Origin of the sequence: Allosalinactinospora lopnorensis (genome assembly GCF_000981225.1) — a bacterium.
GTDB classification, from domain to species: domain Bacteria; phylum Actinomycetota; class Actinomycetes; order Streptosporangiales; family Streptosporangiaceae; genus Allosalinactinospora; species Allosalinactinospora lopnorensis.
The window spans coordinates 36890-55877 of the sequence record NZ_LAJC01000034.1 but is presented as its reverse complement, the minus strand read 5'-3'; the positions used below and the strand labels follow the sequence as shown (position 1 = coordinate 55877).

The window sequence follows — 18988 nt, the reverse complement described above, 5'->3', positions numbered from 1 at the left end:
AGTGCCGACTGGGCCAGGGCTGTCGGTGGCGCGGTTCTTGTTCGAGGGAGACGCACAGGGCTCGACCATCGCGTCGCCGCAGAGCGCTGCGGGCCGCCGGGGCGGTGATGCCCGCAGTGCTCAGCCGCTGAGGGCGGTGGACCGCCGCCGGTCCCCTGACCAGCGCGCGTAGGTGTGGATCGGACGGCTGATGGAGATGCTTCGTGTGATGGTTTCTCCGTGATGGAACAGGTATTGCCTGTGCCGCCGATGAGGAGGCATGCACGATGACCGATCCCCTACCGCGCCAGATCGGGAGCGGGACGCTGCGTAAGGAAGACGGCCCGCTGGTGACGGGACGAGCGCGGTGGACCGGCAGCGTGGCTCCTCCGGGCACACTGCACCTGGCCATCCTGAGAAGTCCACTGGCCCATGCCCGGATCGACGGGATCGACGTCTCGGCGGCGGCGCAGCGCCCCGGCGTGATGGCGGTCTTCACCGGGGCCGATCTGACCGGGGAGTGGGGGTCCATTCCCTGTGCCTGGCCCGTGACTGAGGACATCGCGATTCCCGACCACCCACCGATGGCCGTCGACGAGGTCAACTTCGTGGGTGAAGCGGTCGCGGTGGTCGCCGCGACCGATCCCGGGCTGGCGGCCGATGCCCTGGAGGCCGTGGACGTCGACTACACGCCCTTACCGGTCGTGCTCGACAGCGAGAGGGCCATCGCCGATGGCCCTCTCGTCCACGAGCAGCTCGGCACCAACGAGAGCTACACCTGGGGTCTGGAGAACGGGGATGTGGCCGAGGCGTTCGCCGAGGCCGACGTCACGGTCCAGGAGCGCTACGTGCAGCAGCGGTTGCAGCCGACTCCGATGGAGCCGCGAGCCGTGGTCGTCGCCCCGGATCCGGCCCGTGACGGCTTCACTCTCCACTCCTCCACCCAGATCCCGCACATCCTGCGCAGTGTGCTTGCCGGTGTGTGCGGGGTAGCGGAACAGAACCTCCGCGTGATCGCGCCCGACGTTGGCGGAGGCTTCGGCGGCAAACTGAACGTCTATCCGGAGGAGTGCATCGGGGTGGCGCTGGCCCGACGGTTGGCCAAGCCCGTGAAGTGGGTGGCGGAACGGTCCGAGGACAGCCAGACCATGACACACGGACGGGGCCAGATCCAGCACGTCGAGCTGGCGGCGACCAGCGGGGGCCGGCTGCTGGGCATGCGGGTCCGGATCCTCACCGACATGGGCGCCTACCTCCAGCTCCTCACGCCCGGAATTCCGCTGCTGAGCGCGTTCATCTTCCCCGGCGTGTACTCCTTCGGCGCTTACTCTGTGGAGTGCACGGGGGTCTTCACGAACAAGACACCAACCGACTCCTACCGTGGCGCCGGCCGCACCGAAGGCATCTACGGGGTGGAACGCGCCATGGACGCGTTGGCCCGGAGGCTCGGGATGGATCCCGCGGAGCTCCGCCGCCGTAACTACCACCCGCCGTTCGAGAACGGCGCCACCACGCCCTCCGGTCTGGAGATGGACTCGGGGCGCTACGAGGCCACGCTGGATCGGGCGCTGGAACTCGCGGACTACCGGAGTCTGCGTGCCGAACAGCAACGACGCCGCGCGGCCGGTGAGCGACGGCAGCTCGGCATCGGACTGTGCAGTTACACGGAGAACGGCGGACTCTCGCCGTCGAAGATGACCGCCGCGCTGCGGCTGCACGCGCCCGGATGGGAGACCGCGCAGGTCCGGATGATGTCCACCGGCACCGTGCAGGTGGTCACGGGAACCTCGCCACACGGCCAGGGGCACGAGACCACCTGGGCGCAGATCGTGGCCGACGCGTTGGGGGTTCCCTTCGCCGACGTTCACGTGATCCACGGCGACACCGATGCCGCGCCCTACGGGCTGGACACCTACGGGTCCCGCAGTGCAGCCGTCGGTGGAACGGCGGTGCACCTCGCCTGTGGGAAGGTGGTGGACAAGGCGCGGACCTTGGCCGCGCACATGCTCGAAGCCGCAGAATCCGACCTGGAGTTCCACAACGGGCGGTTCGCGGTCGTGGGCTCTCCCGGTCACGCGGTGACGATCCAGGAGGTCGCTGCAGCCGCGCACACCGCGTCCGACCTTCCGGAGGGGATGGAGCCCGGACTCTCGGAACAGGAGTTCTTCGACCCACCGAACTTCACATACCCGTTCGGCACGCACATCTGTGTCGTGGAGATCGACACCGAGACGGGGCAGGTGGCGGTTCCGCGCTACTACGGGGTCGACGACTGCGGAGTCGTCATCAACACCGAGATCGTGGACGGCCAGATGCACGGCGGGATCGCCCAGGGCATCGGGCAGGCGCTGTACGAGGAGGCCGTGTACGACGACGACGGCAACCTCACCAGCGCCTCGATGACGGACTATCTCACGCCGGGTGCACCGGATCTGCCCAGCTTCACGCTCGACCACATGGTGACTCCGTCACCGACCAACCCGTTGGGGGTGAAGGGAGTGGGGGAGTCCGGAAGTATCGCCTCGACTCCCGCCGTCATCAACGCGGTGATTGACGCGCTCACCCCGTTCGGGGTGGACCACATCGACATGCCGGCCACCCCGGAGCGTGTCTGGGAAAGCCTGACCGCGGCCAGGAACTCCGCGGGAATGCGACACGGCTGAACGCCGATGCCGGAACATGACCGGGATACCACCGGGAACAGCGCCGAGGACACAAGGGGAACGGTCGGGCACCGGGTCCGGTGCCCGACCGTTCCCACGACCTCGCTCGCGATTCCACCCAGGACGGACGTGAGTGAGCGGGGACGTTAGGAGCTGCGGGCCGCCAATACCTCCGCCATCGGGGCCATCCGCACGTTCTCCTCGGCGAACCGGCGCACGATCGCGTCGGCCACGTCGAGGGCGTTGGGGCGGTCGCCGTGGATGCAGATGGTGTCGGCGTCCACGTCGACCCGCCTACCGGTCGTCGAGAACACGTATCCGCGGAGGATCCCGATGGCTTTCTCGGCGCACAGTTCGGGATCCTTGGCTTCCGGGTTGGGCTCGATGATGATGGTGCCGTCATCGTGGTACTCGAGGTCGGCGAATGCCTCCCGCGCCACGCGTGCACCACGCTGCGCGGCCCGGTCCGCCGTTGGTCCCGCCAACAGGACGGTGATCAGCCCCAGCCTGGTGGTGGCCTCCACGACCGCGTCGGCGGCCTCGGGGTCGCGCATGGTCATCCCGTACAGGGCACCGTGTGCCTTGATGTGCGTCACCGGCACCCCAGCACTGTCGGCGAACGCGCGCAACGCCCCGTACTGGTACACGCACGCGTCAGCCGCCTCCTGGGGTGACAGGGCCATCGCCCGCCGTCCGAAGCCCACAAGGTCGGGCAGCCCGGGATGGGCGCCCAGCGCGGTGTCCCCTGCCTGCGCAAGCGCGACCGACCTCCGCATTGTCGCGGGATCCCCGGCGTGCCACCCACAGGCGACGTTTACCGAGGAAACCTTCGGGAGCAGCCCTTCGTCGTGCCCCAGTCGCCACCGACCGATGCTCTCCCCTGCGTCGGCGTTGAGATCGATGAGTTTCTTCATTGGGCAACCTCCTGCGACGGTCCGGCCGATGCTCCGGCCACAGACCGGCGTCGCGCATCGGTATCCACACCGGGTGGGTCTGAGATTCCCGCGATTCGCCGAGATACGCCCCCGCCAGAGCACGTGCGGATATCCAGACACGCCGGAAACACCAAGGACACAACTGGTTTCTCCAGCCTGGTGACTAGATATAACTCCTGCGACGAGGGAAGGTGTGATACACGGGGTACCCGACCGAACATTCCGTTGGTCGTGGTCGGGCAGGGAGGAGACCCCGGATGGACAACCGGGACAGACTGCCGACGACGGACAGAGAGGTGACCAATGGCCACGACGTCGGTGGAGCTGCCGCGGGCGCGGTACGACTACGGCGGAGATGAGTTCATCTTCGTCGAACTGGACGAAGCCATGAGCCTGGAGGCCAACTTCAAGGCGATGGCGATCACGTCGGTCCTCCGCGAAGAGAACATCGAAGGCGTTATCGATATCTGCCCTTCGAATGCTTCCTACCTGATTCGGATCGATCCTGACCGCGTGCACCCGGCGGAGCTGGTCGCGCACCTCGAAAGCCTGGAACAAACCGTCCAGCCCTTGGCCGAGGACAAAACCCTGCACACCCGGCTCGTCGACGTCCCGGTCCTCTACAACGACCCGTGGACCCACGAGACACTGATGCGTTTTCGTGACCGTCACCAGGATCCGGAGGCCTCCGATCTGGAGTACGCGGCCCGCATCAACGGATTCGGCACCGTCTCCCAGCTGATCGACGCCCTCTCGGGTGCCCCCTTCCTCGTCACCATGATCGGTTTCGTTCCGGGCTTGCCGTTCTGCTACCAGATGGTGCCCCGGGATCGGCAGATCGAGGTCCCGAAGTACGTCCGCCCGCGGACGGACACGCCGGAGCGCGCCTTCGGTTACGGCGGAGCGTTCGCCGTCGTGTACCCGGTACGGGGCGCCGGTGGCTACCAACTGTTCGGCTTGGCGCCTGCGCCCGTGTTCGACCTCACCCAGAGCCTCGCCGACTTCCGCGACAGCATCGTCTTCCCTCGGCCCGGCGACATCCTGCGGTACCGATCCATTGACCAGACCGAGTTCGACGCGGTACGCGCCGAGGTCGAGAAGGGCACGTTCCACTACCGGATCCGCGAGTACGAGTTCTCTCCAGCGCATTTCCTCGCCGACCCCGACGGCGTCAACGTCGAACTCCTGGAGGTCCTCTACCGATGAGCGAACTGTTGGTGCACCGGGGTGGCCTACACACCACTGTCCAGGACATCGGTCGCGACGGCCACTACTCGCTGGGGATACCTCCCTCCGGCGCGATGGACCAGTACTCCTACCGGGTGGCCAACATGCTCGTCGGCAACCCGGACGGTGCGGCAGCGTTGGAAGTCACCTACGTGGGACCCCGGATCGAATTCACCGACGACCGGTATGTGGCCGTCACCGGAGCCGAGGCGGCGGTGACCGTCAACAGTGAACCGGTGGAGCGTTGGAGCACCCTGACCGTGCGCGCCGGCGACGTGCTCGACTTCGCGATGCTGACCGCCGGCGCCCGTCCGTACATCGCCGTCAGCGGCGGCATCGGCGTGGACAGCTACCTGGGGTCGCGGTCGACCTACACCCTCACCGGGCTCGGCGGCTTCCAGGGCCGCGCGCTCAAGAACGACGACCGGCTTCCCCTCGGCGACGACTCCGTGGCGCCCCCCACCGTCGGCAGCACCGTGCCGGAGAAGCTTCGTCCCACGTTCCCAGAGGTCGCGACCCTGCGCACCATGATCGGCCTGTGTAGCTACCGCATCACCGACGAATCGATGCGGGAGTTCACCGAGGTTCCCTGGAAGGTCACCAAGGACGCCGACCGGATCGGATACCGCTTGCGCGGCGGCAGCCTGAGGTTCGTGGATCGGAAAGTCCCGCACGGCGCGGGGAGCGACCCCGCCAACGTCGTCGACCTCGGTTATCCGATCGGGTCCATCCAGGTCCCTGGGGGCGATGAGCCGATTGTGCTGCTCAACGACGCGGTTACCGCGGGTGGTTATGCGACCGTGGGCACCGTGGTCTCGGTCGACCGCGACACCATCGCCCAGACCAAGTCGGGAGACCAGGTCCGCTTCGAGCCCGTGGATCTCGATGCCGCGCTCGCCGCCCGCCGTGACCGTAGAGAACGCCTGGAGCGGACGCGCGAGTCCCTACGGAGGTGATCCACGGCCCATCAGTCGCATCCTCACCGTTTCGCGCGTTTGTGACGCAGTGGGGCACGCGGAGTATGTCGGGCGGTGTGCTGTAGAGGCACGAAAACGGGGGCGCTGCCACGTCCCACGATCGGTGTGGAAGTCAGAAAGGGCAAGACACATGGCAACGATCAAGGCTGCGATTCCGGGCGTCTTCTACCGCCGGCCGGCCCCGACGGAGGACCCCTATGTGCAGGCAGGTGACACTATCGTTCCGGGCCAGACCATCGCCCTGATCGAGGTGATGAAGAACTTCAACGAGGTCAAGGCCGAGCAGGCGGGAACGGTCGCGGGCTTCCTGGTCGAGGACGGCGACGAGGTTTCCATCGGTGAGGACATCGTTGAACTCAAGAACTGACACCACGCGCCGCGCCGGCACGGACAGCACCGGGCGTCGATGCTGACTGACCAGGCATTCCCGGCACCTCTCCCCATCTGGATCGACAGGGTCGGTGGGTGCGGGCGAGAACGGCGGATCAGTAGGCGGCATCACATACGGGGTGGAGAAGATGAGCGGACTACGGCGGGTGCTCGTGGCCAACCGAGGGGAGATCGCGCTGCGGATCGTCCGTGCCTGCCATGAGGCGGGTATCGAGGCGGTCGCGGCGTACTCCAAGGCCGACGCGGATGCCCGCTGGGTCCGACTCGCCGACGCCGCCCACCACATCGGCGGATCACCGGCGCCCAAATCGTACCTGAACACTGAGGCCGTACTGGGGGCAGCCGCGGAGTCCGGGGCGGACGCCGTGCATCCCGGCTACGGGTTCCTCGCCGAGAACGCGGATTTCGCCCGGGCGGTGCGCGACCGCGGATTGGTGTTCGTGGGTCCGCCCGCGGAGGTCATCGCCCAGATGGGCGACAAGTCCGAAGCCCGGCGTACCGCGGTCGCCGCGGGAGTCCCCATCGTCCCTGGTTCGGGACCGCTGACCGATATGGCGGCGGCGCAGAAGGAGGCCGAGGGAATCGGCTACCCCCTCCTGGTCAAGGCCACGGCCGGAGGCGGCGGTCGCGGCATCCGCCCTGTTGCCGGCCCTGAGGAACTGGCGCAGGTTTTCCCCACAGCCAGGCGGAAGCCACCGCGGCGTTCGGGGACGGAACGCTCTACCTCGAACGTGCGGTCCAGGACGCGCGCCACGTGGAGGTCCAGGTCCTGGGCTGCACCCAGGGCAACGTGGTCCACCTCTACGAGCGTGACTGTTCGGTACAGCGGCGTCGACAGAAGCTCATCGAAGAGGCTCCCGCGCCGGGCCTGGACGACGCGGTCCGCGCCGACCTTGCCTCCGCCGCTGTCCGGCTCGCCAAGCACGTGAACTATGTGGGTGCCGGCACTGTGGAGTTCCTGGTGGAACCGGGTGGCTCCTTCTACTTCATGGAGATGAACACCCGGCTCCAGGTCGAACACCCCATCACGGAGTGCGTCACCGGGGTCGATCTCGTCGCCGAGCAGCTCCGCGTCGCCGCGGGCGACGCGCTGTCCTTCACCCAGTCAGACGTGGTGCTGTCCGGCGCGGCCATTGAGGTCCGCATCAACGCCGAGGATCCCGACAACGACTTCACGCCCACTCCCGGGAATCTCAGCACGTTCATCGTCCCGGGTGGGCCGGGTGTGCGTGTGGACACCGGGTTCGCCGCCGGCGACACCGTGAGCCCGTTCTACGACTCCATGCTGGCCAAGGTGATCTGCTGGGGCGCGGACCGCCCGCAGGCGCTGGCGCGGGCACGCCAGGCCCTGACCGAACTCGAGATCGACGGAGTGGGGAGCACGGCGGACCTGCACACGAGGCTGTTGCAGGACGCGGAGTTCCAGGCGGCCGCCGTGGACACCCGCTGGTTGGAGCGCCGCCTCACGTCGTGACGCGGGAAGGGATGATCTTGCTTCGGTTTGGTGGACCCTTGTGGGCTTGGGTTTTACGCGGCCTCGGACAGCGCTACGGGACGGCGTTGGGCGGCTTCAGTGTGACGACGTTCATACTCGGCTGGGCTGAGACAACCGTCCGCTGAATGCCTCCGCCAAGGGCTGTAGACCCCCTTGCTGAGAACACCTCCCGCTCGGCATCGGCCCGAGTAGCAAAACGGGTCTGGTCGATCAGCTCGGTCTCCAACGACGCGAAGAAGCTCTCGGTGACCAGGAGAAAAACAAGCGTTAGCCGGTTAAGAGGGAGATCCCCGTGCGACCCCAGGGCTGTTGCAAAGTCGGATGGGTGTCAATGTTCTTGCTGTTCAGGGGATTTGGAGGAGTTCGAGAGGGCGGGTGAAGGGCTCGTAGGGCACCCAGCGAAGGGCCTGGGGGATGGTGACGGTGCCCAGACTCCTCGCAGTGGGATGGCCAGATTGCGCAGCATCGCCATGTTCTGCGGACCGTGGCCGGTGCGGATGCGGGAGGCGTCTTCGCCGAAGCTCACGGGGTTCCCTCTACCCTCCATCACACCGCCCTGGAGACGACACCGCCGACTGGATTTCGCCGCGCCGTAGCAGGGCGAACCCAGACTGTGCCGCTCCACCGGGGTGTGCGCTCCGTGTGTGCTCGGTTGTTTTGGACGCGAGCGGCACAGGACAACACCGAGTAACAGGAAACGGCATGTGCGCTGGGACAACGCGGAACGAACCGGCACGCGTCATCCCGGCCCGGCACCAAGTGAGGACTGCTAACCCGACGGTCGCAGGTTCGAATCCTGCCAGGTGCACAGTGTGATCTCTCAAGAGATCGGAATGGCCCTGAACCCTCATTGGGTTCGGGGGCGTTTTGGTTGTGGGCCGGGTGGTCGGCCGGTGGGCTGGTAGTCCTTGCTGGGGTCGAGTTCCAGCTCGCGGAGGAGTTCGCCGGTGGCGGCGTTGATCACCCGCACATGCAGGTCCTGGACCAGCAGCAGGACGCGGGTTCGGGCGTGGGTTCGCCCGATGCCGATGTGGTGCGGGCGACCGGCCACGCGCAAGGTGACTCCGCCAACGTGGTCGATGCGGTCGCGGCGCAGGCGGTAATGACTGTCGTTGCGGCCGCCGGGAGTGGTTTTAGGTCGGGTCTGGTAGGCGGTTGCGGGGGTTGCCCGGGCCGGCAGGGACCGATGCGGTCGGTGGTGGTCGTAGGCGACGACGAAGGAGTCCAGGAGGGCCTGCAGCGCGGCGAGGGTGGTGGGCTGGCCGTGTTGCGCGGCCAGCCACTTTTTCAGGGTCTGCTGGAACCGTTCCACCTTCCCGCAGGTGGTGGAGTGGTTCGGGCGGGATCCTGCGCAAAGCGTCCGCCATTTCACCGAAGAGACGAGGTGGTGAGCCGCTCCTGCTTCGTCGAGGACTACGCGGGCGTCTTCGGCGTCAAGCGGCTGCGCATGGTGCTGGGACTATCGCGCTCGGGCTACTACGCCTGGAAGAAAGGCCAGGGGGCGCGTATCGAGCGGATCGGATGTGATGCGGAGCTGACCGCGGCGCCCCGGACCCTCCACGAGGCCGATCCGGCCTACGGGGCACCGCCGATCACCGCTGAGCTGCGCGAGAAGGGGCGCCACGTCAACCACAAGCGGGTGGAGCGGCTGATGCGCGCCGCCGGGTCGTCGGTGTTCATCTGCGAAGGAAGGTGCGCACCACTATGCCTGACCCCGCCGACCAGCCGGTTTCCGACCTGCTGGAGCGGGACTTCACCGCCGATGCGTCCAACCGGCGCTACGTCGGAGACATGCCCTCCCTTTCCGCCCTCGGGCAGGAGGGGGACCCCCTACCTGCCCATCGAAGGAGACCGCTTCCTGTACCTGGCCTCGTGATCGACCTGTACTCGCGCCGCCTGGTGGGCAGTCGATCGCCGAGCACATGCGCACCGCCCTGGTGGCCGACGCCTTGGAGGCGGCCGCATGCGAGCGCGGGTGTCTGGCCGGGGTCGTCTTCCACTCCGACCACGGACTTCGGGGGGAAGCCCCGGTTTCGCCACCGGACGCGGCTGACTGCCCTACCAGTGCGTCGAATACCCGCCCACGCAGGTCGACATCCGCCACGGCCCGAACCCAACGACCGCCCCCTGCATCGACTCCGCCTTCGTCCACCTCGCTGCCATCGGGCACAGTGCCGCCACGCCCGTCTGGCCATGCTGGGCACACACGCGCCGAACACGGCGCTGCGCCCGACAGCCCTCGCAGACCCCACGCATACGACGTTGAGCGGCCTCCCGCCTCTTTCTGACCTGCTTGGTCTGCCCTTTGAGGGCTCCTGTACCGTGCCCGCCCGGCCGCCGGTGGGGACGCCGGGCTCGGGCCGCAGGCCGTGCACGCCCCCTTCATGACTTGCTCTTTACTCCTGTGGGCGTAGGGTGGAGGTATCCGGAGACGATGACATCCCTGCATAAGGATTGCCTGTCACACCGGCCGTTCCAATGAAGATGTCGTGCCGATCTCGTATCGCGTTCGCAGGGTCTCTGTACGTTCCACCGCGTCGTGGCTGTTGAGAGTCATACCCGTGGGCGCTGAGGCGATCGGTCCTGGATCGCCGGGCTACCTCGCCTTATGCGCAGGCCGTAGCCGATCATTCGCGCATCCCACCAACCCGGGACAGCACGCAGCGCGTGCGGCGTCTCGGGAGACAGGAGCACCGCTCCCATGCTGACTCCCACACAACGCCGACCCGTGGTCTCCGACTCGCCGCCGTCGGTCCCCCGGCTCCTGCTGCAATCCCTGGCAGCCCGGCACACCCTGCTCGACGGCGGCTGGTGGCCGCGGTCCAACGACCCCGTCGCCGAGCTACCCGGCCTCATCCTCGCCCTCGACGACTACCGGGGCCCCATCCACCACATCATGCTGGGGGCCGCCGGCTGGAAGAGCCGGCCCCACCTGCTGGAAGTGGCCGGACGCGCGATCCGGCTCGCCTGGTTCACCTCCATGCCCGCCGATTCACTCACCGCGATCAGCGCCAACGGCGCCCGCGTCGACCTGCTGGTCGTCCCGCCCGGGGTGAGCATGCCAACGGCCTGGGCCGCCATCGGACTGGCCGCCCAGCACGCCAACATCACCCACGCCCCCGACCTCATCACCGCCGCCGACCGCCTGCTCCTGCCACCCGATACCGCAGCGGAGACCGACTGGGAGTCCGAAGGCGGGCGGCCAGGACCCGCCGAGGCCGAACCAGCGCGTCCCGGGCGTGCTCACGCGGGGCGGGTCGGGTCGTGACCACCACAGCGCCCGGGCCCCGGCACGGCCAGACCCGCACCGGGGGCGGACCGGCCGTGCCCCGCGGCTCTACCATCCCCGTCGTCAGGCTGCACGGCGAAATCGACTGCGCCGTCACCCCCGCGTTACGCGAACACCTGTTCGCCGCACTCCGACCTGGGATGAAACTGCTGGTCATCGACCTGTCCGGGATCACCTTCTGCGACGCGGCCGGCCTCGCCATGCTGGTCGGCACGCGCCACCGGGCCGACCGGCTCGGCATCGAGTTGCGGCTGACCGGGCCTCGGCCGCAGATGCGCGGGATCCTGCGCATCACCGGGCTGGACCGTGTCCTCACCATCCACCCCACACTCGCCCGGGCCCTCGCTGAGGGCACGCGCGACGCAGCCCTCCACCCCGGCACGAGCCACTCACGCCCACGGTGAGCACGAGGCTCCGCACCGGTTACGCCACCCCGCCCTCACCCACCTCGCCTCAGCCGGGCGCGGTGGTCGCCGGCTCGGCGGTGCCCGCGACGGGAGCGGACCGGCGCTACCCCTCTGATGAGCCTCAAAGTCCTGGCTATCGTGCAGATCCGCCCCGAGAGTCCGATTGATGGGGGAAGGCCGGTCCACTCGGCGATCAGGTGGATTTTCGCGCCTGTCCTGCCGCGCTCGACAGGATTTCGAGCCCGTCGGATCCCCCTTTGCCCGCACGCAGGTTCACCGAGTCGGTCGCGCACCGCGACCAGTCCAGCTCCCACAACCCATCCGGCACCCGTCGCAGGTCTCGACTCAGAGGTCGGCTGCCGGGTTCCAGGCGGGGCCCGCGTGGGACCGCCCGCACCGCCTCCCGGCGCCGTCAGCGGGATGCGGGAACTCTTTCCGCCGACCTCCTCCAGCACCAACGCGGCGCGGTTCTCTCCACTGCTGATCGCGCCCCGTTCAGCCCTACCCGGATCGGCGCCATTGCCCAGGCAGTCCTGGTCCTCACTCACGCTTGGAAAGAGAGCCGGCCGAGAAGGCCTCATTGCGCGCGTCTTTCCTTCCACTCTATTATTCACCTGATCAGGTAATGAGGTGAAATGCAGCGAGAAGCGGCGGCTCCTCCCTCCCCCGCCCACTGGGGTGCGCAGATTCCTCCTGGCGCGTCCGGCCCACTGTGGCTGCACCACCGGGCGTCGTGCAGCGCCGCGCGACCTCACCCCCGTGTCCGGCGGGTCGACTGACATGCCCGCGCCCCCACGCATCGGAGGTCAGAACGTGAGACGAGGCAGGACACGGTGGGCACAGGCGGCTCTGGCCGGGTGCGTTTCCCTGGTGGTGCTCGGCTGGCCGGCGAAGGCACTCGCACACGGTGTCGAACTCGACCACGAGCAGGCCGACGCGGTGCTGGTGGAGGCCACGTACGACACCGGCGAACCGTTGGCGGACGCCCAGGTGACCGTGTACTCGCCGGAGGATTCCTCAGATCCGTGGATGACCGGGAGCATCGACGACGAGGGGAACTTCCTGTTCGTGCCCGCCGAGGCGGGGACCTGGCAAGTAGAGGTACGCCATGCCGGGCACGGCGATGTCCTGGAGATTCCGGTGGAGGAAAGCGGGATCTCCTCCGCGGAGGACGAGGGGGCGGCCCAAGAGCAGGAGAAGGACGCCCCGAAGCAGGAAGACACCGTCCCAGACGAGGGGGCCGGCGCGGGCGGCAGCGCCACATCCTCCTGGGGCGGCACCGGGCCCCTCCAGATCGTCGTCATGAGCGCACTGGCCATCTGGGGCTTCCTCGGGACGGCGCTGTACTTCACGAACCGGAAACGCGCCTGATGCACATCCCCGACGGGATCCTGCCGGCCGGTGTCATCGCCAGCGGTTACGGGATCACCGCGGTCGCCACATGGTATTCGCTGCGCAGGATCCAGCGGCAGGACGATCCGACCGCCGAGATCCCCAAGGCGTCCATGTTCACCGCCGCGTTCCTCGTGCTGTCCTGGGTCCACGTGCCGGTGCCACCGACCAGCGTGCACTTGATCCTCAACGGGCTCATGGGGGTGGTCCTGGGCTGGTATGCCTTCCCCGCCATCCTGATCGGGCTGTTCTTCCAAGCGGTCCTGTTCGGGCACGGTGGCCTGACGAGCCTGGGTGTCAACGCGGCGATGATGGGCATCCCCGCACTGCTGGCCTACTCCATCTTCCGGATGCGCACTCTGCGCTGCCTGCCGTCCAGGCGGCGGCCACTGTGGACGGGCGTCTTCGGATTCCTGGGAGGCTTCATCGGCCTGGTGGCCGCTGCCGCGATCCTCTTCGTGCTGCTGGTCACCACGGTGCCGGCCACCATCGACGTCGCGACGGAACGCGCCGCCATCTCCGCGCTGGTCCTCGCCCATGTCCCACTCGGGGTGATCGAAGGTGCCGCCACCGCGCTGGTGGTGCTCTTCCTGCTGCGGGTCCGACCCGGACTACTCGGAGGAGATCCGGCGCCCCGGCCGGCGAGGAGGCGGAGTTGACCCCTGCGCCTCCCGCCCGGGCGTGACCGGCGGCCAGGTCTTCGGATGGTGCGGATGAAGTACGGGATCGACCGGTACGCGGAGCTGGACTCCCCGGTGCACCGCTGGGACCCCCGACTGAAGCTGGTAGGGCTCGGTGCCCTGGCCTTCGCGTGCGCCTTCGTCACTGACCTACGGCCCGTTCCCGCCATGCTCGCCATAAGTGCGGGGCTGGCCGTCCTGTCCCGGTTACCGCTGGGATTCGTGATCGGCCGGCTGCGCTATCCCGGCGTCCTCATTCTCCTCCTGGCCGTCATCCTGCCGTTCTTCTCGGGCGAGACGGTACTCGCGCGGCTTGGCCCACTGTCCCTGCGCCACGAGGGGATCCTGGATTTTCTGCTGATCGCCGGCAGATTCGTCGCCATCGTCACGATCGGGCTGGTGGCCTTCGCGACGGCGCCCATGCTGACCACCATCACGGCACTGCGCGCGCTGCGACTGCCCGGAGTCCTCGCCGACATGATGCTGTTCTCCTACCGGTACCTGTACGAACTCGGCGACGATCTGAACAGGATGCGCACGGCGGCACGGCTCCGCGGCTTCCAACCGCGACGGCCTGATCCGCACAGCCTCGCCACGCTCGGCGCGCTCACCGGGAGCCTGCTTGTCCGCGGTCATGACCAGTCCACCCGCATCCACCAGGCCATGACCCTGCGCGGCTATGGAGCGGCGAAACGCAACTACTACCATTTCCACGCCGGACCGCGGGATATCGTCGCCCTGGGCGCCACGATGCTACTCGCCGCCGGCCTGGTGCTGCTGGAGGTGCTATGAAATCGCGGAATCGTCCCGAGGACGGCCCGGTACCAGGGGGCAGAGCGCGGACGGAGACAGTGGCACTCGAGGCATCCGGGGTGCGTTTCTCCTACCCGGACGGGCTTGGGGTGCTCCGCGGCATGAACCTGCAGGTGGCCGCAGGCGAACGGGTCGGCCTGATCGGCCCCAACGGTGCCGGAAAGACGACCTTCTTCCTCACCGCGTGCGGGATCCTGCAGCCTGACGCGGGAACAGTGCGGCTCTTCGGCGACTCGATCCGGCCCAAGAGCTTCCATCCTGACATCGGCCTGGTCTTCCAGGATCCGGACGACCAGCTGTTCTCTCCATCCGTGTGGAACGATGTCGCATTCGGTCCGCAGAACATGGGGCTGCCCCCGGAGGAGGTCGCCGCCCGGGTGAGCGAGGCACTCACGCTCACGGACACCCACGAGCTCGCCGACCGCGCACCGCATCACCTCTCCGGCGGAGAGAAGCGGATGGTCTCCATCGCGGGCGTCCTGGCGATGCAGCCACGCGTGATCATCTACGACGAACCCAGCGCGAGTCTTGACATCCGCTCGCGCAGGCGCCTGATTCGCTTTCTGAACTCCGCCGCGCAGGCGCTCCTGATCGCGTCGCACGATCTCGAGTTCGTTCTCGAGGTGTGCGACCGTGTTGTCGTCATCAATGACGGCCAGGTCATCGTCGGCGGCGAGCCCCGAACGATCATGCGTCAAGCGAACCTGATGGAGGAGAACGGACTCGAGACACCCCGCAGCCTGGAGGCTCCCGCCCAGCAGCGCCGCATGGCACCCGACGAGGAAACCTAGCGGCCCGCGCCCGATGCACGGCTATCCGGGCTCAAGCCGCTGCGCACGTGCCGCAGGACGGCGCCCCTCAGGACGACTCGTTGTCTACCGAGTGTGGCCGCACCAGATGGATCAGATCGTGCACCGTCTCGTCGGCCAACCGGTAGCGCACCAGTTTTCCCTCGCGCCGAGCCTCGACCAGATTGTGCGCACGCAGGTGACGCAGCGCCTGGGAGACCGCTGTGTCACTCATCCCGGCCGCCACCGCGAGATCCGAGACACAGATCTCCTCGGCATAATGAATGCACACGAGCAGCGTGAGGCGGGAGGGATCAGCCAGGACCGAATACCGCTGCGCCCATTCCCGAACGGCCGAGCGGTCCCCCAGGCCGTGAAGAGCGTGCCGAACCCGCTCGGGCTCAATCAGGCCTCGCTCGGGCTTAATGGTCACACGAGAAATCATGCCATGTACGAAGTCGGCTCGGCCACGCCGACTTTCCTCCGCCCGGTTGGCCAGGGGGATGCGGCCCACACCACCGGATGCGGGCGCTGCCCGGAAGGGAACACCCCATGACAACGTCGCCAGCCACATCAGACGAGAGCCGGTTCCCGGTCGACACCGCGGGGGTCGTGGCGTTCACCCAAGAACTCGTGCGCGTCCGCAGCGTGCACGAACCCGCCCGGGGCCGCAGCGAGGCGGAGGCGGCGTCGCTGGTCGCCGCCAAGATGCGCGAGTTCGGCTGGGAACCGGAGATGACCGAGGTCGCACCGGGCCGGCCCAACGTGGTCGCGGTCGTCGATGGCGGGGGCGGCCCCGGCCCCACCCTCATGTTCGAGGGACACACCGACGTCGTCACCGAAGGCGACCGCGAGAACTGGACCGTCGCCCCTTATGGCGGGGAGATCCGCGAGGGGCGGCTGTACGGGCGCGGCTCGGCCGACATGAAGTCCGGCGTGGCCGCCATGCTGTACGCGGTGGCGGCGTTGCGCACCGCAGGCCCGTTCCCCGGGCGGGTCAAGGTATGCGCCCTCGCCGACGAGGAAGGCATGATGCTCGGGGCGAAGCACTTCGCGGCCTCGCCCGCCGCCGCCGATGTGGACGGCGCCATCGTGTGCGAGCCGGAGGAGGGCGAGATCTGCGTCGCCGCCAAGGGGGCGATCCGGCTGCGGGTGGAGTTCACCGGCACGATGGCGCACGGTGCGATGCCCCGGCACGCCCGCAACCCGGTGCCCGCCGTGGGCGCGTTCCTCACCGCGCTCGCCGCCTACGAGGACGAGCTGGCGAGACGGCACGGCGTGCACGAGCATCTCGGCCAGGTCCACCTCACCCCGACCGTGGCTCGCGCCGGAGACCCCGATCAGGCCAACGTCATCCCCGCTCACGCGGCCGTGCACGTGGACGTGCGCACCACCCCCGCCGTCGACCACGCGGCGCTCGTCGCGCGGATGCGGGACCTCGCCGCCGAAGCGGCCTCCGATCACTCGGTGGGCGCCGAAGTCACCGTCGTCGATGACCGCCCCGCCGTGGAGGTCGCCCCGGACTCGTCCGTCGTGACGGCGCTCACCGAGGCCCACCGGGCCGTCACCGGCGAACCGCCCCGCTACGGCGGGGTCCCCGGCGCGACCGACGGCACCATCCTCGCGCGCGACGCGCGCATCCCCAATGTCGTCTACGGCCCCGGCGGCAAGTGGATCGCGCACCAGGCCGACGAGTTCGTGGAGGTCGCCGACATCGTGCGGTGCGCCCACGTCTATGCCGAGGCCGCGCACCGCTTCCTGCACCACCCCGTCGGAGCCGCGCGATGAGCGCGGCCACCGCCCCCGGTCCTACCAACAGTCTCATCGACGTCGCCGGCATCCGGGTCGGCCACCGCACGGCCATCGGCGACGGCTGGCTGAGCGGTAGTACCGTCGTCCTCGCTCCCCCCGATGGCGCCGTTTGCGGCGCGACGTACGCGGCGGCGGCCCCGGCACTCACGAGACCGACCTGCTGGATCCTCGCGCCGCGGTGGAACGGGTCAACGCGGTCATGCTCTGCGGCGGGAGCGCCTTCGGCCTGGCCGCCGCGCACGGCGCCGCCGAGCGGCTCGCCGCGGCGGGCTCGGGGATCCAGGTCGGGGAGGACATCGTCGTCCCGATCGTGCCGGCCGCGGCCATCTTCGATCTGGGGCGCGGCGGAGACACCAAGACTCGGCCCGATGTGGCCTTCGGCGCCGACGCCTACGACGCGGCGCTGGAGGCCGGGAGCGGTGCGGCGCCGGCGCGCGGCAACGTCGGCGCCGGTACCGGCGCCGTCGCGGGAGGCCTGAAGGGCGGGATCGGCACCGCCAGCGCGGTCCTCGACGACGGTACGACCGTGGCCGCGCTCGCCGTGGTGAACTGCGCCGGCTCGCCCGTCGATCCGGCGACCGGGGAGCTCTACGGCCAGCGCCACGGTCTGCCCGGGGATCCCGCCTCGGGGCGCCCCTCACCCGAGGACCTCGCGGCCTACAGGGACACCGTGGCCCACGATGTACCCAGCATCTCGCTGAACACCACCCTCGGCGTCGTCGCGACCGACGCCGCCCTCCCCAAGGCCTGGTGCGCCAAGGTCGCCGGCATCGCGCACGACGGCCTGGCCCGCGCGATCCGGCCGGTACACACCATGTACGACGGCGACACGGTCTTCTGCCTGTCCACCGGCGAACGGGAGGAGCCGGACCAGTTCGCGCTGCACGCGCTGCTGACCGCGGCCGGGGACTGCATGACCCGCGCCATCGTCGACGGGCTGCTCGCCGCCGACTCCGTGGACGCTCCCGGCGGCACCTGGCCCAGCTACCGCGACACCTTCCCCTCGGCCAACGCTCGCGCGCTTGGAGGCAATCGGTGACGCCCCCGCCGTCCAGGCGGCTCACGTTCCCGGGGAACCACCGCGGCGGGACCGTCTCGCCGACCGTGCTCGCGGGCCTAGCGCAACGACACCGGCACGATCCGCGAACTCACCGCGCGACGGTGGTCGGCTTCACCAGGAAGTGGACGTGTTCGACGCCCCACGCCCGCGGGCATGGTGGCCGGACGAGATGCGCCGGTTCACGAGCGTGCTGCGCGGCAACCCCGCCCGGGCGGTTGAGCGCCGGCGGCACGTGCGCGCGCCACGGCAGGGCACGCACCGCCCTGAGGGAGCCTCCCTCCCGCCACTACCTCGGCTTACCGAGCGCCGATGCGGCCCGGCGGGCCCATCCCGCGGCGCTTGCCCCGACCGCTACTCGTTGTTTCCGGGAAGCCGGTCTCCGGCGATGTCGGTGGCGGCGGCACCGGGGTCCTCCACGGTTTCACCGATGGTCCCGGCGCCCTCGTGGACCTCCTGCGTGGTGTCGGCCATACCACCGAGCGCATCCTCGGCTCCTCCGGTCGCGGCGCTGACGGTGTCCTCACCGTAGGACTGGGCCGCCTCCGCGGCGTCGGGCGCGGCGCCATCGACGGCGCCGGACACACCCTGCACCACGTCCTCGGCAGCACCGCCGAGAAGGCCCTTCACCCAGTCGATCAGGTTGTCGAACATCGCACTCTCCCTTCGAGACTGGCGGGGTGCATGCCCCCGTCAAGTAAACATCAAGTAAGGGACGCGAGCACTGGATGATGGCTCCAGGAACAGAACGTGCCCGTGTGACGCGCGCGTGCGCACGCCCGGTCAGGCCCGCCGCATAGGGGCTGCGTGACCTGACCGGCCGGCACGACGACCATGGCGATCCCGAAGAAATCGCCATGGACGCACACCGAAACCGTCACCGAGGAGGCAACCGCCCAAGACGGCGGAAACCTTGGCGAGTTCTATGAGGACTGCGATGAGGCCCGCGTGGCGGGCGCCGCCCCCGTCCGGGACGGGGATCCCGGGTACGGGCCGCACCTCGACCGCGACTGTGACGGTGTGGGATGCAAGTACTGACGCCGGTGCGAATACCGCAGCCGTACTCACCCCGAGATCGCTGTCC

General features: G+C 68.9%; 19 protein-coding genes and 2 pseudogenes. 16 read left to right on the top strand and 5 right to left on the bottom strand.

The genetic code is table 11. From position 1 onward, the window contains the following. The first annotated feature begins 266 nt into the window (after nucleotides 1-266). Nucleotides 267-2642, top strand: coding sequence for a xanthine dehydrogenase family protein molybdopterin-binding subunit (locus tag VS93_RS14105; RefSeq protein WP_046470387.1), 2376 nt, complete (start codon nucleotides 267-269; stop codon nucleotides 2640-2642). A gap of 146 nt (nucleotides 2643-2788) precedes the next feature. Here VS93_RS14105 and VS93_RS14100 read toward each other — a convergent pair whose 3' ends face one another. Then, a complete protein-coding gene (locus VS93_RS14100) occupies nucleotides 2789-3556 on the bottom strand; it encodes a LamB/YcsF family protein (protein ID WP_046470386.1) in 768 nt (255 codons plus the stop codon). Nucleotides 3557-3880: 324 nt separating this feature from the next. Between VS93_RS14100 and VS93_RS14095 the strand changes: the two genes are divergently transcribed. The 5 genes and pseudogenes from VS93_RS14095 to VS93_RS31675 all read left to right on the top strand — a co-directional run bounded on the left by VS93_RS14095 (nucleotide 3881) and on the right by VS93_RS31675 (nucleotide 7645). Further along, complete coding sequence (locus tag VS93_RS14095; RefSeq protein ID WP_046470385.1) at nucleotides 3881-4783, top strand: 5-oxoprolinase subunit B family protein; 903 nt, start codon at nucleotides 3881-3883, stop codon at nucleotides 4781-4783. Next, entirely contained in the window at nucleotides 4780-5760 is a 981-nt protein-coding gene (locus tag VS93_RS14090; RefSeq protein ID WP_046470384.1) for a 5-oxoprolinase subunit C family protein, read from the top strand. Before VS93_RS14095 ends, VS93_RS14090 begins: the two co-directional genes overlap by 4 nt. A 151-nt stretch (nucleotides 5761-5911) precedes the next feature. Then, nucleotides 5912-6148 (top strand): acetyl-CoA carboxylase, encoded by a 237-nt coding sequence (locus VS93_RS14085; RefSeq protein WP_046470383.1) that lies wholly within the window; start codon nucleotides 5912-5914, stop codon nucleotides 6146-6148. Nucleotides 6149-6299: 151 nt separating this feature from the next. Further along, nucleotides 6300-7207 (top strand): annotated as a pseudogene (locus VS93_RS33425) (ATP-binding protein); the annotation flags it as partial. Between the two features lie 75 nt (nucleotides 7208-7282). After that, a complete protein-coding gene (locus tag VS93_RS31675; protein ID WP_236700546.1) occupies nucleotides 7283-7645 on the top strand; it encodes a hypothetical protein in 363 nt (120 codons plus the stop codon). 868 nt (nucleotides 7646-8513) lie between these two features. Here VS93_RS31675 and VS93_RS14075 read toward each other — a convergent pair. After that, nucleotides 8514-9038 carry an integrase core domain-containing protein gene (locus tag VS93_RS14075; RefSeq protein WP_082126884.1) on the bottom strand — a complete coding sequence of 175 codons (525 nt, stop codon included), beginning with the start codon at nucleotides 9036-9038 and terminating at the stop codon, nucleotides 8514-8516. A 15-nt stretch (nucleotides 9039-9053) separates the two neighbouring features. Between VS93_RS14075 and VS93_RS14070 the strand changes: the two genes are divergently transcribed. The 3 genes from VS93_RS14070 to VS93_RS29770 all read left to right on the top strand — a co-directional run bounded on the left by VS93_RS14070 (nucleotide 9054) and on the right by VS93_RS29770 (nucleotide 11359). Next, the gene (locus VS93_RS14070; RefSeq protein ID WP_156184833.1) at nucleotides 9054-9542 is read left to right on the top strand and encodes an IS3 family transposase; all 489 of its coding nucleotides are present in this window, start codon (nucleotides 9054-9056) and stop codon (nucleotides 9540-9542) included. 825 nt (nucleotides 9543-10367) lie between these two features. Then, nucleotides 10368-10934 carry a DUF5994 family protein gene (locus VS93_RS29775; protein ID WP_052745752.1) on the top strand — a complete coding sequence of 189 codons (567 nt, stop codon included), beginning with the start codon at nucleotides 10368-10370 and terminating at the stop codon, nucleotides 10932-10934. Continuing rightward, nucleotides 10931-11359, top strand: coding sequence for an STAS domain-containing protein (locus VS93_RS29770; protein ID WP_162231683.1), 429 nt, complete (start codon nucleotides 10931-10933; stop codon nucleotides 11357-11359). Before VS93_RS29775 ends, VS93_RS29770 begins: the two co-directional genes overlap by 4 nt. Nucleotides 11360-11433: 74 nt before the next feature. Here VS93_RS29770 and VS93_RS33420 read toward each other — a convergent pair. After that, nucleotides 11434-11672 (bottom strand): annotated as a pseudogene (locus VS93_RS33420) (IS5/IS1182 family transposase); the annotation flags it as partial. A 503-nt stretch (nucleotides 11673-12175) separates the two neighbouring features. Here VS93_RS33420 and VS93_RS14055 point away from each other — a divergent pair. From VS93_RS14055 to VS93_RS14040, 4 genes are read left to right on the top strand one after another with little or no spacing between them, the layout of a single operon-like run. Then, nucleotides 12176-12733, top strand: coding sequence for a carboxypeptidase-like regulatory domain-containing protein (locus tag VS93_RS14055; protein WP_156184832.1), 558 nt, complete (start codon nucleotides 12176-12178; stop codon nucleotides 12731-12733). Beyond that, nucleotides 12733-13413: a cobalt transporter CbiM gene (cbiM, locus tag VS93_RS14050; protein ID WP_046470382.1), complete on the top strand. Its 681-nt coding sequence runs from the start codon at nucleotides 12733-12735 to the stop codon at nucleotides 13411-13413. Before VS93_RS14055 ends, cbiM begins: the two co-directional genes overlap by 1 nt. A gap of 45 nt (nucleotides 13414-13458) precedes the next feature. Next, on the top strand, nucleotides 13459-14226 hold the full coding sequence (cbiQ, locus tag VS93_RS14045) for a cobalt ECF transporter T component CbiQ (protein ID WP_082126883.1): 768 nt from the start codon (nucleotides 13459-13461) through the stop codon (nucleotides 14224-14226). 59 nt (nucleotides 14227-14285) lie between these two features. Further along, nucleotides 14286-15038 (top strand): energy-coupling factor ABC transporter ATP-binding protein, encoded by a 753-nt coding sequence (locus tag VS93_RS14040; RefSeq protein ID WP_236700542.1) that lies wholly within the window; start codon nucleotides 14286-14288, stop codon nucleotides 15036-15038. Between the two features lie 67 nt (nucleotides 15039-15105). Here the strand turns inward: VS93_RS14040 and VS93_RS14035 are convergent, their stop codons facing one another. Continuing rightward, nucleotides 15106-15480 (bottom strand): ArsR/SmtB family transcription factor, encoded by a 375-nt coding sequence (locus tag VS93_RS14035; RefSeq protein WP_046470379.1) that lies wholly within the window; start codon nucleotides 15478-15480, stop codon nucleotides 15106-15108. A gap of 107 nt (nucleotides 15481-15587) precedes the next feature. On the opposite strand from VS93_RS14035, the gene VS93_RS14030 reads away from it, so the two are divergent. Together VS93_RS14030 and VS93_RS14025 are read left to right on the top strand one after the other, a co-directional pair. Then, nucleotides 15588-16823, top strand: coding sequence for a M20 family metallopeptidase (locus VS93_RS14030; protein ID WP_046470378.1), 1236 nt, complete (start codon nucleotides 15588-15590; stop codon nucleotides 16821-16823). 133 nt (nucleotides 16824-16956) lie between these two features. Continuing rightward, nucleotides 16957-17886 (top strand): P1 family peptidase, encoded by a 930-nt coding sequence (locus VS93_RS14025; RefSeq protein ID WP_338022737.1) that lies wholly within the window; start codon nucleotides 16957-16959, stop codon nucleotides 17884-17886. Between the two features lie 372 nt (nucleotides 17887-18258). Here the strand turns inward: VS93_RS14025 and VS93_RS14020 are convergent, their stop codons facing one another. Beyond that, the gene (locus VS93_RS14020; RefSeq protein WP_046470377.1) at nucleotides 18259-18558 is read right to left on the bottom strand and encodes a hypothetical protein; all 300 of its coding nucleotides are present in this window, start codon (nucleotides 18556-18558) and stop codon (nucleotides 18259-18261) included. A 180-nt stretch (nucleotides 18559-18738) separates the two neighbouring features. On the opposite strand from VS93_RS14020, the gene VS93_RS28155 reads away from it, so the two are divergent. Beyond that, on the top strand, nucleotides 18739-18942 hold the full coding sequence (locus tag VS93_RS28155; RefSeq protein WP_082126882.1) for an excalibur calcium-binding domain-containing protein: 204 nt from the start codon (nucleotides 18739-18741) through the stop codon (nucleotides 18940-18942). Nucleotides 18943-18988: the final 46 nt, after the last annotated feature.

Excerpts from the sequence above, each read along its gene's own strand:
- VS93_RS14105 (WP_046470387.1), top strand. The coding sequence starts at position 267 with ATGACCGATCCCCTACCGCGCCAGATCGGGAGCGGGACGCTGCGTAAG.
- VS93_RS14100 (WP_046470386.1), bottom strand. The coding sequence starts at position 3,556 with ATGAAGAAACTCATCGATCTCAACGCCGACGCAGGGGAGAGCATCGGT.
- VS93_RS14095 (WP_046470385.1), top strand. The coding sequence starts at position 3,881 with ATGGCCACGACGTCGGTGGAGCTGCCGCGGGCGCGGTACGACTACGGC.
- VS93_RS14090 (WP_046470384.1), top strand. The coding sequence starts at position 4,780 with ATGAGCGAACTGTTGGTGCACCGGGGTGGCCTACACACCACTGTCCAG.
- VS93_RS14085 (WP_046470383.1), top strand. The coding sequence starts at position 5,912 with ATGGCAACGATCAAGGCTGCGATTCCGGGCGTCTTCTACCGCCGGCCG.
- VS93_RS29775 (WP_052745752.1), top strand. The coding sequence starts at position 10,368 with ATGCTGACTCCCACACAACGCCGACCCGTGGTCTCCGACTCGCCGCCG.
- cbiM (WP_046470382.1), top strand. The coding sequence starts at position 12,733 with ATGCACATCCCCGACGGGATCCTGCCGGCCGGTGTCATCGCCAGCGGT.
- cbiQ (WP_082126883.1), top strand. The coding sequence starts at position 13,459 with ATGGTGCGGATGAAGTACGGGATCGACCGGTACGCGGAGCTGGACTCC.
- VS93_RS14035 (WP_046470379.1), bottom strand. The coding sequence starts at position 15,480 with ATGATTTCTCGTGTGACCATTAAGCCCGAGCGAGGCCTGATTGAGCCC.
- VS93_RS14030 (WP_046470378.1), top strand. The coding sequence starts at position 15,588 with ATGACAACGTCGCCAGCCACATCAGACGAGAGCCGGTTCCCGGTCGAC.
- VS93_RS14020 (WP_046470377.1), bottom strand. The coding sequence starts at position 18,558 with ATGTTCGACAACCTGATCGACTGGGTGAAGGGCCTTCTCGGCGGTGCT.
- VS93_RS28155 (WP_082126882.1), top strand. The coding sequence starts at position 18,739 with ATGGCGATCCCGAAGAAATCGCCATGGACGCACACCGAAACCGTCACC.